We start from the raw sequence: 13,827 nt of genomic DNA, 5'->3' as shown, positions 1-13,827 counted from the left end.
TGAATAGAGGTGGGTGAAACCTTGGAATTCTTAAGCAGTCGTTTCCTACAAACCGAATATGGGTGGTCTTCACAAAAGATTGATAAATTAATCAAAATTGACATATTAAAGACGGCCTTTGATGGTTCTGTAAAAGGAATATTAAAGGAATCGGCCCAGCAACACAGAAAGTTTGAAATCAGCATAATAGACGATTACATGTCCGCTAGTGATTTCCTTATGGCTCTTGGATTCGCACGCAATTCTTTAAGAGCAGAGGCAAAAATCACAGAAAAGATTTACCAGTTACGAGATAACAAGCTTATTGATGTGATCGAACTTGAGGGATATACCATTCGATACAACACGCTATGGGTTTCTAAATCATCATTTCGCCGCTTTACAGAACTATTGACGAATGATTATGTTGAATCCACGGAAGCTCAGCGTAATTTTAATGGAACAATTGAAGCATTTCGATACCTGATGCGTGAGTACAAGGTACCTTATATCCAGCTAACTAAGAGATACTACTTGAAAACCGCGTTTGAGAAGTTACTGTTGAATGATTTTCTCACGACAGAAGAGGCAAGTAAAATAACTGGGATACCCATTAGGGTTTTCAATCGATATAACATAGATAGCATATTCACTGGCGTTTTAGAGTTTGGAGGCAAAAAAATGATTCCCGTCTCTGAAGCCGAACGTGTACGTAATGATCTGCAAAGGTTACGTGACGAATATTACACTCCGACTGAAGCGAAAAAATACCTAGGGTTGACGGCAATTAACCCTGTTACAAACATTGCTTCTATCCCCTGCCCTCCAATTGCAAAAGCGTTTGCTTTTCAAGCTCAGGTCTTGTACTTAAAAGAAAGCGTCCATGCCTACAACAATAATCGGAAAGGTGCACACATAAAAAAGTTGGGTAATGCGATGCCTGCTAATGCAATTGACTTTTTCAGAATTAGCGTCAACAATATCCCCTGTACGAACGAATCTTCTCCAACAAAAGAATGGTTTATCAAATATGCTCTTCGCGAGCTTTCTCTTTCAAATGCCAGCAACAAAACAAAATTCAAATATGCGAGAGTACATTTGTCTATTTTGGAAAGAATGCTGACATTCAAACCAGTTGTACCCATTCATTTATTTACAACCAATGACGCAAATGAGTTAATCGAACATGAAACACGCCAATACTTCAGAGGGCGGTATGTTTATGATTTTTTAAAATTTGCTTCAGAAAAGGTGCTTTGCAAATACGATTTACGGCATGTACTTAGACCAAACTCTCGGCCGAAAACAAAAAGAGATAAAGAAATTTATAGCTTAGAAGAATTCCTACAAGTATTTGAAATCGCATCTAACATTGAAAGCCATGTGAACGATGCAATAAATGATTACTACTACGCTTCAGCATGGCTTTATGTATTGGTCCATCTTACAAACGCTTGGCGACACAGCGATGTCATGCAAATACCCCCTGTATTCCCCGAAGCTGTGGGCATTTTCGAATTTCAAAATTGCAGACTATCTGAAACCCAGGCTCAACAAATTATTAATCAATTGGGTCATTTTGAACTTCGTATTTCAAAGACAAGTATGAAGCGACACTTCTTCTGCAACAAAAACCTATCTGTCCCCATGGCCACTGCACTTTCGATTTGCGAGCTTCACCGTAGGAATACCAATCGCCCTTTTTTAATATCGACCCCTAGTAAAATAGATAATATTCTCGATAGTATTCTTAAACGCTTGTTCAAAAATGGGTTCAAGTTTCGAAGTCTTAAAATGAATCGATCTCTTATGACGCATCTATTTTATTCTATTCAAAAGCGAGAGGGCAAAGGTAACTCCGCATTTGAACTGGTCCAGCGGATGCGTAATCATGCTACAGACATTACAAAGGATTACATACTGTCATCAGACGTAGAGTTGGGACACTTAACAAAGAACCTTTTTGACCGCGGCGAATTCGGTTACATCTATGATCAATTGATAGACATCCTGAGTACAGAAACCAGAAATGAACCCTACAACGCTATTGAAATAAGAACCAAACAAATTATTCAGATCAAGCATAAATGGAGTGCTGAAGTTACTGAAGGCTTTACCGCTTTCTTACAAAGCATCGAAGACGAAAAGCAAACTATCATCACAAAGATAAAGTCGATGAATAAAGCCGAAGCTTTTGATTATATCCGTAAGCTTTATTTAGATGAGATGCCATCCAAACAGCAGCACATTCAATGTTTCAGCTATCCCTCTTGCCACAAACCCTCAAAAGACTATAAATGCACCACGTGCGCTTACGCTATCCCAAACATGTACGCGCTAAATGCGCTGGCTTCTGATATTAGAGGTATTATGGATAAATATCGTGTAGCGCGAACGGACGGTTCGAAAGAAAAATATTTCTACTCACTTTCGCGCTCACTTGATTTACTTGAACAAGCATTGTGTGAGTTCGGCGAAGAATTGACTTGGACCTTTTTCGAAGGTGGAGAACTTAGATTGGAAGCAGAATTAGCATTAATAGATTAGAGGAGTGACGACATCATGAGTCTAGTAGAATTGAAGCGTAATCAATTAAGTTACCTTAACACTCTGTCGGACAGTTTCTTTGAAAATAAAAATAGCGTCAAGGAAGCTAAAGCGATTATTAAAAGACTAAAAGCCGAAGATATAATGTGTTCTGGGGAATTCGAAGATTTCACATGGGCATTTTATGTAGATGAATCTATGACCACATGTAAGATCGATTTCACTGAGATCATGCAATTTACCGAAATTACAATAATGCTTAAGTGTTGGGCAAGTGAGAGGCTGTTGAAAATCCTACCTAAAACACTTAGCCATTCATACAGCTATATCCCTAAAATAATTTATCTCACTCGTTCATTTTCCGAGGATTGCGTCGATGCCCTGATTTACTTCCTTGTTAATGATCTTAAAGAAACCATGAGAAATGTTGTTTTAAGGACGCTCATGAACTTTATCGATTACTCCCAGCTAGAACATAAAGAGTTGTACCTGAACGAGCTTAACGATATCTATCAGAAATCATCCGCTATCAAAAATACTCGCGATCTTCCTGCCTTTAGAGATGTATTAATTTTTGGTTCCACCCTAGAACGATTTATAAACGAGTGGGATGAGCATGAACAATTAATTTACTACCCCATTGTCTTATGGTGGAAAATCACAAACATAATTCCCATGCGTCCAAAGGAATTCTGCGCAATTAAACGCAAATGTCTGAATCGGAAAAATGGGAGATACTTTATAACTGTTCCGCGCAAAAAACAAAAAGCTACTATGCGATTTGTTGAGGTCGTGGATATTTTGGAAATTAATCAAGATATCTACGAAATGATACAGCACTATAGCGATTTAACGAATTCATTTGGTGAAACTAAGACCCTGATTTCGTATCATGCCTATTCTAAATCCATCAATGTTAACAGCAGAAAGTTAAATCTGAATTTCAATCCCTATCGTTTTCACTATAACAATCTTGACACTTTATTGCTCTCGTATCACGAACGGATCGTAAATAAAAAGTATGGTTACAAGGATTTAGAACAGATTAGACCCGGAGATACACGCCATTTCGCTTTTTGCTCTATGATGCTACAAGGATTTAATGCCCTTTCTATTGCTCGGATAGGTGGTCACCGAAGCATTGATTCACAGTACCATTACCAACAGCACATGAATTATTTTGCGGAGTCTAAAGTTTATCATCTATCCAGACTATTCCGATATGAACGTATTAAAGGGTTATCTTCGATTTCAAACATTGAACTGGAACATGTAGGACGAAATTTCATGAAAGATAAAAAACAATTTGTTCATCTTAAGGAATTGGATGTTGGATATTGCACCGACCCTAAGATGTCGTGCGAATCTGACCTCTGCCAATTTTGTTCCAAGTGGTGGATATCTCGTGAGGATTTTAAATTGCATGAATCCGAAATAAGAAATCGGACCGCGATAAAAGAAAAAAACATTAACGACCGTATTTCTTTCATGGAAAGATTAAGAAACGAAATGGAGTACGACTTATTTAAAAACGAGTATTCCTTGGGGGATCAAGAATGTCTTTCCAGAGAAGCGAAGTTGCTTCAAGGCGATATAGTTGACTTGGCCAAACTTCGTTCTTATATCGATGATATTGATTAATAAAAGGAGTGACTATGTTGAAAACGGCAGGCAGGCCAACAAAATATAACACACCTGAAACGCTATTGCTGCTTAGGCATTTGGTAGAGCTCTATAAAGAAAAGGAACCTTTTTGCGGCATCGTTAAGGTCGCAGATATGGTTCGCTTCTCACAACAAATGAACGAGTTAGACGGCAACAAATATCCTCTGTTTAACAAAGATGTTTGGCGAACATATGGCAAACCTTTCATTGATGATGCGAATGAATTTATGCCGTCTAATTTGGCTAACGCTGATACGTTGAAATTCAACATTCCAAATGTTGCCGATATCGTCCAGAGACATGGCAAAAACCACACTCGTCTTGTTGAACATCTTCGTCCTCTTGAAATCATGTTACATGAATCATTAAGCCGAGAAGAACAATTGAGACGTGATACTGCGATTTTAAAGGATACGATTCAAGCCTTGCGTGAGACGGTATCCTTTTACGAGCAACATACGCTGCAAGTGGCCCACCAAAGCCTATCTCAAGAGTATCAAGAGAAATATGGTTTTTTTAATCAAATATCCATTAATGCAAATGTGAAAAACCAAAGCGCGATGAAAAACATGGATCAATGGCTTAGTTCAACATTTGTCAATCTGGGTAACGAAGTGCAAGAACAGTCGAGTAAAGAAAGTAAAGGTCTCGCGCTATGGAGGAATAAAAAAAGATGATTTATTGTTAAAACTTTGAGTCTGTAAAATCATTTCGTATTATGAGGTTAGCCAACTTAATCTGGTTAACCTCATTTTCGTTTAGAATAGCTGTAGCCGGGGACCGCCAGGACGAGTTTGAACCGGTCGTTATCAAGAAGCATCAATCAAACGTAACCGGCATTGAAGATCAGATCATCGCCCTCTACGCCAAAGGCGTAAGCACGCGAGAAATTCAGGATCATCTGCACCAATTGTACAGGATCGACGTCTCTCCTATGATGATTTCAAATGTCACGAACAAGATTGTAACGTTGATCAAGGAGTGGCAGAACCGTCCGCTGCAGGTCGTCTACGCAGTCGTGTTCCTTGGCGCCGTTCACATCAAGGTCAAACAAGACGGCTTATATGGCCATTGGCATTGACCTAGACGGCAACAAAGATGTACTGGGTATGTGGATCGGTGAAAACGAATCTGCGAAGCTTTGGCTGAGCGTGCTAAACGACCTCAAGAACCGCGGTGTCCAGGACATTCTGATTACATGCTTAGACAACCTAACCGGCTTCTCTCAGGCGATTACAGCTGGTTACCCGAAGACGGATATCTAAAAATGCATCATTCACCAAATCCGCAATTCAACGCGATATGTGTCCTACAAAGACCTCAAGAAAGTGACAGCAGATCTAAAGCCGATCTACAAGGCCGCGACAGAAGATAAGGCGCAAGTGGAACTGGATCGCTTCGAAGAAACGTGGGGTACCAAGTATCCACTCATCATCCGTTCATGGCGTAGCTACTGGGAAGAACTCGTCACGTTCTTTAAGTATCCCCCGGAAATTCGCAAGCTGATCTACACCACGAATATGATTGAGAGCTACCACCGCCAGTTGCGTAAGGTGACGAAAGGAAAGAGCATCTTCCCGACAGACGAAGCGCTGCTGTATTTGGTCACCATGGATGTCACGTGCAAATGGACAGGTCGTGTCCAAAACTGGGGCCAGATGCTCCTGCAGCCCTCCGAGCGCTTTGGCCAACATCTGCCGTGAGGGTCTTTCTCCCCCTCGGGGAGATTCTCTGTACATGAGTTTGGAGTAGAAGAGCGTCTGGAGTGCTACGATAAAAATGCAGTCGAAAAACCCCCTCGTATGAAATAAAATGAAAGATGACGAGGGGACGAGAGACAATGAAACGATACGACAAGGCATTCAAAGAAGAAGCAGTAAGATTGAGCGATGAGATTGGACCAAAGAAAGCCGCCGAGCAGTTAGGCGTAGCCTACTACACTTTGCAGGAATGGAGAAAGCGAAGAACCCTGCACGGCGACGGAGCGCATATCGGGAGCGGACACGCTTATGCACCTGCCGATAAGACTGCGCGTGAAATCGAATTAGAAAAAGAAATAGGCGAGTTGCGCCGAGCCAATGAAATTCTCAAGGACGCACTCGGTTTTTTCGCAAAAGACCGGAAGCGGTAAAGGCATGCCATCTCTACGCTTACATCCGTGAACGACGGGAGCGATGGACCGTCAAGGAGATGTGCGAAGTGCTTGCTGTCAGCGAATCGGGCTATTACCGTAGCTTGAAGCCTACACTCAAACAGGAGCGGCAGCAACGCCTTCTGGTCAAAATCAAAGACATCATTGGAGAACATGAAGACAACAATAATTACGGTGTCCAGCGTATTCTGCTGGCGCTGTCACAGATAGAGATCACGACCAGCTACAGCACCGTCTATCGCATCATGAAGAAGCATGGCCTGCTGAAGAAAGCGAAGCGTCATCCAAACGGCATTACACGCGAGGATGCCGTAGCTCAAAAGAGCGAGAACCTGATCCAGAGAGACTTCAGATCCTCAGCACCCAATCAAAAATGGCTATCGGATATCACCGAAGTCCCTTGTTCAGATGGCAAGCTCTATCTGTCCGCGGTACTGGATTGTTTCAATGTAGAGATCGTGGGTCTCGCTATGGACGACAACATGCGCAAGAAACTCTGCATCCAAGCCTTTGAGAACGCCTGTAAAGCAAGAAATGCTCGCGGAATGGTGTATCACAGCGATCGAGGCAGCCAATTCACGAGCCATGCTTTCGGGGAGAGTCTGGCTAAACGTGACGCCATTCAGAGCATGAGCGGCACGGGGCGTTGCTATGACAACGCAAGGATGGAAAGCTTTTTTGCAACGCTAAAGAAAGAAAAGCTGTACAAGATCAACACGGAGCACTATCCGATGGCCTATATTAAATCGATCATTTTCAGATACATCATGGTCTACTACAACAGACGGCGGATATACACCTCTAATCCAGGGGGGTGGCCCCCAGCTATTTATCGCGAAAGAATGCTGTCACAAGCAGCTTAGTAACGGGATTTCTGTATGAGGGTGTTTTCAAACTGCACTTTTTTTGACAACTCCAGTCTTTCCTCGGAGGATTGCACGCTCCCCCCTCGCAGAACCGTGCTTACGCTATTTACGCACACGGCTCCTCATCAGAAGTTTCACACTGTGACCATTCCGTCAAACACACTCGCATATATTCTTGGGTTGGGTAGCGGATTGGCTTTTACTAGCAATAAGATCTAAGCCCAAGTATAGTTATTTCGTTGGCTTCTCCGGTTTAGCTATTTTAAGAGCAGCCTCATGGTACCGTACCAGTACCCTGACAGCATAGGACCGTTGTCGGTAATCCCATAATATCTGTAGTGTCCCATGAGTTTTGCTTGGAGTTGATCAAGCAGTGACTTGACTGATAAGGTTCGGTTGGCCTTTATCCATACCTTCATTCTGCTGAGGGCGGCTTGCAACTTCTTTCTGCTCGTTCTTTGCTTCACTCTGAATTTTCCGTTCCTGCTCTTCTCACAGTAATGGGTGAATCCCAGAAAATCGAATGTATCCGGCTTTTCGCCATATTCCCCCTTGCGTTCCCTTGCAAATCGTCCAAAGATCATGCGGCGCGTCTTTCCTCCACCAGATCCAGGTTGAATTTCTTCTTCCTTTCATTGAACAGCGTTTGGAAGTTCTCTGCATCTCTCTTGTATTCAAAGCACGCAACGTAATTGTCCGCAAAGCGAATGAGGTAGGCTTCTCCTTGCATGCTTTTCTTAAATCGCTTCTCAAACCAGAGATCCAGTACATAGTGCAGATAGATGTTCGCTAGTAGCGGACTAATTGGCCCACCCTGTGGCGCTCCTTCCTCATTCCGTGTAACGACGCCGTGTTGCATGACTCCGGCTCGTAGCCATTTTCAATGAGATGAAAAAATGGCCGGGTCGGCTATCCGTTGCTTGACCATCTGCATCAGCCATTCATGGTTGATGTGGTTGAAGTAGCCACGAATATCTGCTTCGAATATGTGCCTCACTTTCTTGGTAACAATGCAAGTTCTGAGAGCTTTAAGCGCCATATGGGGATTCTTCACAATCCTCGTTATCGCGCGTTGGACCAGTCGATCCTCCACCGTAGGGATTCCCAGCGGTCTGATCTTTCCATTTCCTTTGGGAATATCTACTCGTCTTACGGGTGGGGCTTTGTAGTGATTTTGTCTAAGCCGCATCCACAGCTTCTCCGTCCGCTCCTTCAAATTCGATTCGAATTGCACCGTTGTTTCTCCGTCCACTCCGCTTGCTCCCTTACGGTTCATCATCCACCATGTCTCCTGCAGAAACTCTGGGGTGATTAGGTGCGCTAGTGACGTGAACCGAAGTTTCTTATCTTGCCGAGCTTTCTCTGCTATCTTAGCCAGTGTGTTGACATACGATGTCCACCTCAGTGTGTGGGGTATGTTTCGCTGTTAAGAGCTTACGCTATCCTGCCGCTTCCCCCTGTACGCAGCTTTCCCGCGCTCCGAGTACTACCAGCAGGTCCGACTTCCATCGCAACATCTGCTCTTTTATGGATGGTCCTTTCAGTCGGCATACTCCGCATTTCTTTCTGCGAAGATCGCGATGGATCTCCCTAGTTCCGTGATGCTTGACAGCCCAGTCCCAGTCGAAATCCAAAGGATGAGCTCAGAAAGTCCTGTTCGAAAATAGCAGATAAAATTTTGCTCGCAGCCAGTTGAACGCTCTTAACTTCGTAAGCTGGAATCCCCAGTGGTCTCATCTTTCGGTTCCCAGGCTTAGGGATATAAACTCGCCTGACAGGCTGAGGTTTGTAGGCTATCTTGCGCAAGGATTGATGGAGATTCTTGATGTTCAGACCTAAACTCTCCTCATACTTTGCTTTCGTCACCTCGTCCACTCCGACGGCATTGTTCCCTTTCAATTCCTGGTGACACCTGTACAAGGTATCTTCTTATATCGTGAAAAGCGCTAAAGCCGAAAATCAGAGAAATTCTTGATGATGCCATGAAATTGATACGATTGTTTGTCTGTGCTTCATGAATATATACTGGTCAGAGGCTCATCACAGTGAAAATGTTGTAGTTATTCTTTTAGATCGTGATATTCCGGTGACCCTGTATGTAAAAGCAAAAAAATTATTCATCATCAAAATTTGGGGTATATTGGAACTATGAAAACCAATTGCAGAAGAACCGCAAGGTTACAGTCTGAATAAGAGACTGTTTTATCTTGCGGTTTTTTGCATTCTCAAATGAAAACAGAGGTATTCATAAAATGAAAAATTCATTTCTACATCTTTATCGCAGTGCCGGCAAGTCTTAGCATATGAAATCGGCATGCCACTCTCGTTATGAAGACTGCGGAAATAGATGTCTTGATCTTCTGTCGCTGTAAACTTCTTTACCGGGAAGTGTACGAGCCCGAAACTGATCGCGCCTTTTCATTTGGTATGCATAATTAACTATCCACCTATTTGATTGTTACTAATAGAGCACTCATATTATGTAAAAAAATATGCAATTGTAAATCATCTCACCCATTCTTCTCGATGTTGAGCCCTGTGAAACTCAATTCTTGCTCCTGGTCAGGGGGAGTCAGCAAATCACAGACTATGCGTTGCAGCTAAAAAGAGAAGAGAGATAATATTCTTTACGACAAATCACGACGTTGTACGACAAAATATGATGGATATTACTTCTAAATAAGTAATTTTAATGTCGAATGATTAGTTCTGAAGGAGGTTTTAATTATGTGTTTTCATTGTTAATATTTAGGAGAATAACATCCAAATTCTGGGGGGGATTATTTATGAAGAAGAAGATTGCTAGTTTATTTTTTGTGTTGAGTATGTCGTTAGTCGCTGCAGTACCTGCGTTTGCTGAAGATGAATCTAGTGTTACTGAAGCGCCTGCACTTGTTACAAATGGAACTAGTGTTACTGCAAGTGAATCTAATGTTGTTACAATCCTTGCTGTTCCCAATCAAGGTAGTTCCGCTAGTGCTAACGCTTGGTCAGAATCTACGTCAGCTGCCATTGATGGGGGCGCGAGGTACGGCAAGATAACACTAACATCTGCGGGTCAGGCTAGTTTATACCTTTACATTAACGATGGTACTGGATGGAAAATTTGGAATATCAACATGCCGGGGGCTGGTTATATTTTCATCCCGGAAACTGGTGGTTCAGGAACACTTGATTATTATATGAACAATAGCTGGCAGTACAGAATATTAGTATCAGCATATGGTTCTCCCGCAACTGGAACCATAAGAAACTACCTATAAAACTTTATTGGTATAATAAAGCAGCGAGCTTTGGACAGAAATAGTCCTAAGCTACGCTGCTTAATTTCATTATTTGTATTATTCCACATATACAAACTCACATTCACCATTACTTGACTATAAAAACAAATTCATCATCGAGTTTAGGGAATTTGGGTAATTCCACTGATGCTTGGTATGATAGCCCAAAACCTCCAGGTCCCACATCAGTAACAGTACCTAGACGCATATGCGCCGGATATTTTGATCCTTCTCCTCCAATTGTTTCGATTACATCTTTTGCTTGAACTTCATTAATTTCGGGGATCTTAGTGATGATAGGTTGGTTAATCGTGAGGTCGTATTCAAGTATTCCAAAGCTTTTATTTTTACTCCCCACGGTTACAGCAATTCCTTCCTTCGTTAAAAACTCTTCTGAATTAAGTAATTGTACTGTTGATGTATGATCACTTGTTTCCGTGACCATACCTATCAAATATTGATCGACCGATATGACCGCGTCGTTTATTTTTATTCCATCTAACTCTCCAAGATCTATTTTAATAAATGTTATCGATTTAATATTATTTGGTATCGAAAATATTTCACCAATAATTCTTGAGGCCAAATATGTTTCCGGCAATTTTAATTTAGTTTCATAAGCCTTTGTTAAGTATTCATTTTCAAACTCCATCTGTAATAATTTCGAATTTTGTAATTCAGCTCTCTTAATAACCTCTTTTAATTTCTTATTCTCTTTATAAGTAATATATAAATTAGATGATTCATGGCGAAATAATACGAATTGATCAACTATTTGTTGTTTAAAAAACAAAAGAGTACTTACTATAACAGTAATAATTCCAATGGGAATTAATAATCTCTGTCTATTCTTATTGGATCTCCAGTACAAAATCATCTTCCTTCCGACCATAATTTTCTACTTTAAGAATACCTTATTAATGGGCGCAAAACATCTTAATTTTTCTAAAGTCAGTAACTCAACTTTCGCAGCATGAAATCGGCAATCAAACCTTGATGTAACTGGGCAAAGCGGCAATCCAATTGTGGAGTTGACGCTGAATCAGAGCCGACAGTCTCTTTCCTGCCTTAGTAGCGATTTCGCTGACAAGATCGAGCAACTGTTGCAAGGCGACCGTCCAATCCAGCGTGCCGAGTTCGTCGCAAAGCACATGAAATAGACCGCCGAACGTTCGCGCATCTTTGCCGATATTCCTAGGCCAGTAGCAGGTAGCACGTAAATACAATTGTCGTATGGCTGATCAGCAAATCGTAGGAGCGGCCTTGAAACTCCTTCTGCAAACGAAGCAGCGACTTGGAGCAATTGTCAAGTCCACGGGAGACGACTTCGCGAATGAGCGGCGCATGCGTGAACCAACTGTCCATCAAGACATAAGAGGCGTTTGCTTCGGCCGTCAGAGCACGATCCAGCATGAACGCAACCGCTTGCGGGGCTGGCTGAAAGGATTCCTGCCGACGCTTGTAGCCGTGTGTCCGTTTGTCGATGGACTCGCTCTTGCCGGTGATCACCGATGTGCTCGAGTTCAGCAATGCAAAATCCACTGGCCAGAACGTGTGGCCATCCGACCACCCCATCGTCAGCATGCGGAACCCTTTGTAATACGCCCCTGTAGCATGATCTTTAAAGCGCGCGAGCAACTCAACGGCTTTACTGCGATTGCGTTCGAACATCGAATCATCGACGATGAAGACGGTATCGGACGCATCGCGCTATGCACTCAGATCCGGGGATACCGCTCCTTCCAGTTGCAAGTCGAACGCGTTCAACGCTCTGGCGATCAGCACCATCAAGTCCTGTCGGATGATCGCCTTGCATGGTTCGAAGCCTGAGCTGCTTCGCGATTGCAACGGCTTCTACATAGTATGCGCTCACGAGCACGTCTGAGAATGCCTGCTCTGACGGTGTGTCCACCTTCAATTTTAGCGCCCGTACGAGCAGCAGGACTATATCAGCGCGCGTGATGCTTCCGGCCGGATCGAACCGATCGGCGGATATGCCTTTGACGATTACTTTAGCGGACAGAGCCGCTATCGCCGTCTCTGCCCACGTATAGCGAGCAAGTAGTTTCAATACAAATATTCGCGGCTGCCTGTAAATACAAACAACATTTGGGGAGGGATGTTTTCCCCTCAAGTTCATCAACAATTAAGAAAATAACATTGTTTTTACAATTTAGTCTTGATTTCCAATGTTTGATTTGTGCACTCGTATCTTACAATATCACGCAAGGACAAATTAAGAAAAAAGTCCGGTCATACATCTCCGCTTGAGTATGAACGATAAAAGATATACTATGCTTCCAATGCAAGGATCGAAATAACGGTCGCGTTATCCAGCGGAACGAGATGCGCTAGATTATTGCGTGCATCGTAAATCATCTTAAAGGTGTGCCCATCTGCCGAATTACTGAAGCCGGAGACCTTAAAGAAGTAGTACCACATATGCCGAAGTTCCATATCTTCAGGCGTAAGAAGATATTTACCGAACTCATCCCGTTGAGGAAGAACATTCCGCAGTTCGGTAGTATACTCCTCTATGAATCTACGACGCATCTGCTCAACGATAGGGTACACTGTCTGAATCTGTGCTTCCCATAGGACCGATTCAACTGCTTTTAAGTCGTCTGCCAGTCGTGCGGCAATCTCGTAAGTCCCTGCATGTTTGCGCAACACAGTCACCGGGGAGTACGCAAGTTCCTCAACAGCGAGCACGCTGCACAACTCGGGATCTTTACCAGCCATACGTGAAGCGATTTGCGTAATATAGTGACGTAAGGACAATTGCAGATTAGCCTTACCAGATATGCAGTAAGAGGCAAATAGCTGCATATCGTAGTTCGTAATGTACGTATTCCACTGTGGCATGGCTAAGCCTTTGCGTGCTGTCGCCAACGGGCAGGAGCCTGTGAACGTCAAGACAAGTAATCCATTTTGTGTCCCGCTATTTCGCGCATACTCGATCGCGAGCGGAAGCCACTCGGAGCGACGTTCAATCCGCCGAACGATCAGGACCCTTCCCTGAATCAGGTTATGCTTGGCAATGTAGCCGGCCCGTGGACCGTCGAGCGGATGATACTCGTTCGATGGCGCATATTGGTTCATAAGCATTTCCCCAATGTCGTCACCTCCGATCCATTGATCCGCCTCGCTCACTTCGAATTGTAAACTGCTGTCCCACTGAAGTAATTTTTCTTGTATGAGTCGGAGGTAATACGACATAAATGGAATTTCCTCAAGTAGCAGGGCGCGATGGCCCGTGGCGGCAGTAAGAGTATCGTTTACGTACCTGGCAGCACCAGCTACGTAGTTCCACCAAAGTGATTCTCGATCCATC

General features: G+C 43.0%; 9 protein-coding genes and 5 pseudogenes. 7 read left to right on the top strand and 7 right to left on the bottom strand.

What is annotated here, in order from left to right:
* Positions 1 to 21 precede the first annotated feature (21 nt).
* The 6 genes and pseudogenes from ACFO1S_RS22570 to ACFO1S_RS22545 all read left to right on the top strand — a co-directional run.
* Positions 22 to 2,526 (top strand): hypothetical protein, encoded by a 2,505-nt coding sequence (locus ACFO1S_RS22570; protein WP_204601691.1) that lies wholly within the window; start codon positions 22 to 24, stop codon positions 2,524 to 2,526.
* 15 nt (positions 2,527 to 2,541) lie between these two features.
* The gene (locus ACFO1S_RS22565; RefSeq protein WP_204601692.1) at positions 2,542 to 4,167 is read left to right on the top strand and encodes a tyrosine-type recombinase/integrase; all 1,626 of its coding nucleotides are present in this window, start codon (positions 2,542 to 2,544) and stop codon (positions 4,165 to 4,167) included.
* Positions 4,168 to 4,181: 14 nt separating this feature from the next.
* Entirely contained in the window at positions 4,182 to 4,868 is a 687-nt protein-coding gene (locus tag ACFO1S_RS22560) for a hypothetical protein (RefSeq protein ID WP_204601693.1), read from the top strand.
* Positions 4,869 to 4,954: 86 nt separating this feature from the next.
* A pseudogene (locus ACFO1S_RS22555) lies at positions 4,955 to 5,894 on the top strand (IS256 family transposase); the annotation flags it as partial.
* A gap of 137 nt (positions 5,895 to 6,031) precedes the next feature.
* On the top strand, positions 6,032 to 6,322 hold the full coding sequence (locus tag ACFO1S_RS22550; RefSeq protein WP_204601694.1) for a transposase: 291 nt from the start codon (positions 6,032 to 6,034) through the stop codon (positions 6,320 to 6,322).
* Positions 6,323 to 6,333: 11 nt separating this feature from the next.
* Positions 6,334 to 7,206: pseudogene (locus ACFO1S_RS22545) on the top strand (IS3 family transposase); the annotation flags it as partial.
* 260 nt (positions 7,207 to 7,466) lie between these two features.
* Here ACFO1S_RS22545 and ACFO1S_RS22540 read toward each other — a convergent pair.
* The 3 genes and pseudogenes from ACFO1S_RS22540 to ACFO1S_RS22530 form a co-directional block, all read right to left on the bottom strand.
* Positions 7,467 to 7,793, bottom strand: coding sequence for an RNA-dependent RNA polymerase family protein (locus ACFO1S_RS22540; RefSeq protein ID WP_204601695.1), 327 nt, complete (start codon positions 7,791 to 7,793; stop codon positions 7,467 to 7,469).
* Positions 7,790 to 8,398 (bottom strand): annotated as a pseudogene (locus tag ACFO1S_RS22535) (reverse transcriptase domain-containing protein). Before ACFO1S_RS22535 ends, ACFO1S_RS22540 begins: the two are co-directional and overlap by 4 nt.
* 1,076 nt (positions 8,399 to 9,474) lie before the next feature.
* Positions 9,475 to 9,618 (bottom strand): annotated as a pseudogene (locus ACFO1S_RS22530) (Ku protein); the annotation flags it as partial.
* 377 nt (positions 9,619 to 9,995) lie between these two features.
* Between ACFO1S_RS22530 and ACFO1S_RS22525 the strand changes: the two are divergent.
* Positions 9,996 to 10,472 carry a hypothetical protein gene (locus tag ACFO1S_RS22525; RefSeq protein WP_204601698.1) on the top strand — a complete coding sequence of 159 codons (477 nt, stop codon included), beginning with the start codon at positions 9,996 to 9,998 and terminating at the stop codon, positions 10,470 to 10,472.
* Positions 10,473 to 10,581: 109 nt separating this feature from the next.
* On the opposite strand, the gene mreC is transcribed toward ACFO1S_RS22525, so the two are convergent.
* From mreC to ACFO1S_RS22505, 4 genes and pseudogenes are all read right to left on the bottom strand, one after another.
* Positions 10,582 to 11,364, bottom strand: coding sequence for a rod shape-determining protein MreC (mreC, locus tag ACFO1S_RS22520; RefSeq protein ID WP_378127623.1), 783 nt, complete (start codon positions 11,362 to 11,364; stop codon positions 10,582 to 10,584).
* A gap of 115 nt (positions 11,365 to 11,479) precedes the next feature.
* Positions 11,480 to 12,191: pseudogene (locus tag ACFO1S_RS22515) on the bottom strand (transposase); the annotation flags it as partial.
* Positions 12,169 to 12,633, bottom strand: a complete 465-nt coding sequence (locus ACFO1S_RS22510) for an S-layer homology domain-containing protein (protein WP_378127692.1) — start codon at positions 12,631 to 12,633, stop codon at positions 12,169 to 12,171. The gene ACFO1S_RS22510 and the pseudogene ACFO1S_RS22515, both read right to left, overlap by 23 nt.
* Positions 12,634 to 12,785: 152 nt before the next feature.
* The gene (locus ACFO1S_RS22505) at positions 12,786 to 13,826 is read right to left on the bottom strand and encodes a hypothetical protein (protein ID WP_204601701.1); all 1,041 of its coding nucleotides are present in this window, start codon (positions 13,824 to 13,826) and stop codon (positions 12,786 to 12,788) included.
* Position 13,827: the final 1 nt, after the last annotated feature.

The sequence above is a fragment of the Cohnella boryungensis genome (assembly GCF_042651945.1).
GTDB classification, from domain to species: domain Bacteria; phylum Bacillota; class Bacilli; order Paenibacillales; family Paenibacillaceae; genus Cohnella; species Cohnella boryungensis.
This window is presented reverse-complemented; position numbering and strand designations above follow the sequence as displayed.

Coding starts and splice junctions, on each gene's coding strand:
- ACFO1S_RS22565 (WP_204601692.1), top strand. CDS start 2,542: ATGAGTCTAGTAGAATTGAAGCGTAATCAATTAAGTTACCTTAACACT.
- ACFO1S_RS22560 (WP_204601693.1), top strand. CDS start 4,182: ATGTTGAAAACGGCAGGCAGGCCAACAAAATATAACACACCTGAAACG.
- ACFO1S_RS22550 (WP_204601694.1), top strand. CDS start 6,032: ATGAAACGATACGACAAGGCATTCAAAGAAGAAGCAGTAAGATTGAGC.
- ACFO1S_RS22540 (WP_204601695.1), bottom strand. CDS start 7,793: ATGATCTTTGGACGATTTGCAAGGGAACGCAAGGGGGAATATGGCGAA.
- ACFO1S_RS22525 (WP_204601698.1), top strand. CDS start 9,996: ATGAAGAAGAAGATTGCTAGTTTATTTTTTGTGTTGAGTATGTCGTTA.
- ACFO1S_RS22510 (WP_378127692.1), bottom strand. CDS start 12,633: ATGAACTTGAGGGGAAAACATCCCTCCCCAAATGTTGTTTGTATTTAC.
- ACFO1S_RS22505 (WP_204601701.1), bottom strand. CDS start 13,826: ATGGATCGAGAATCACTTTGGTGGAACTACGTAGCTGGTGCTGCCAGG.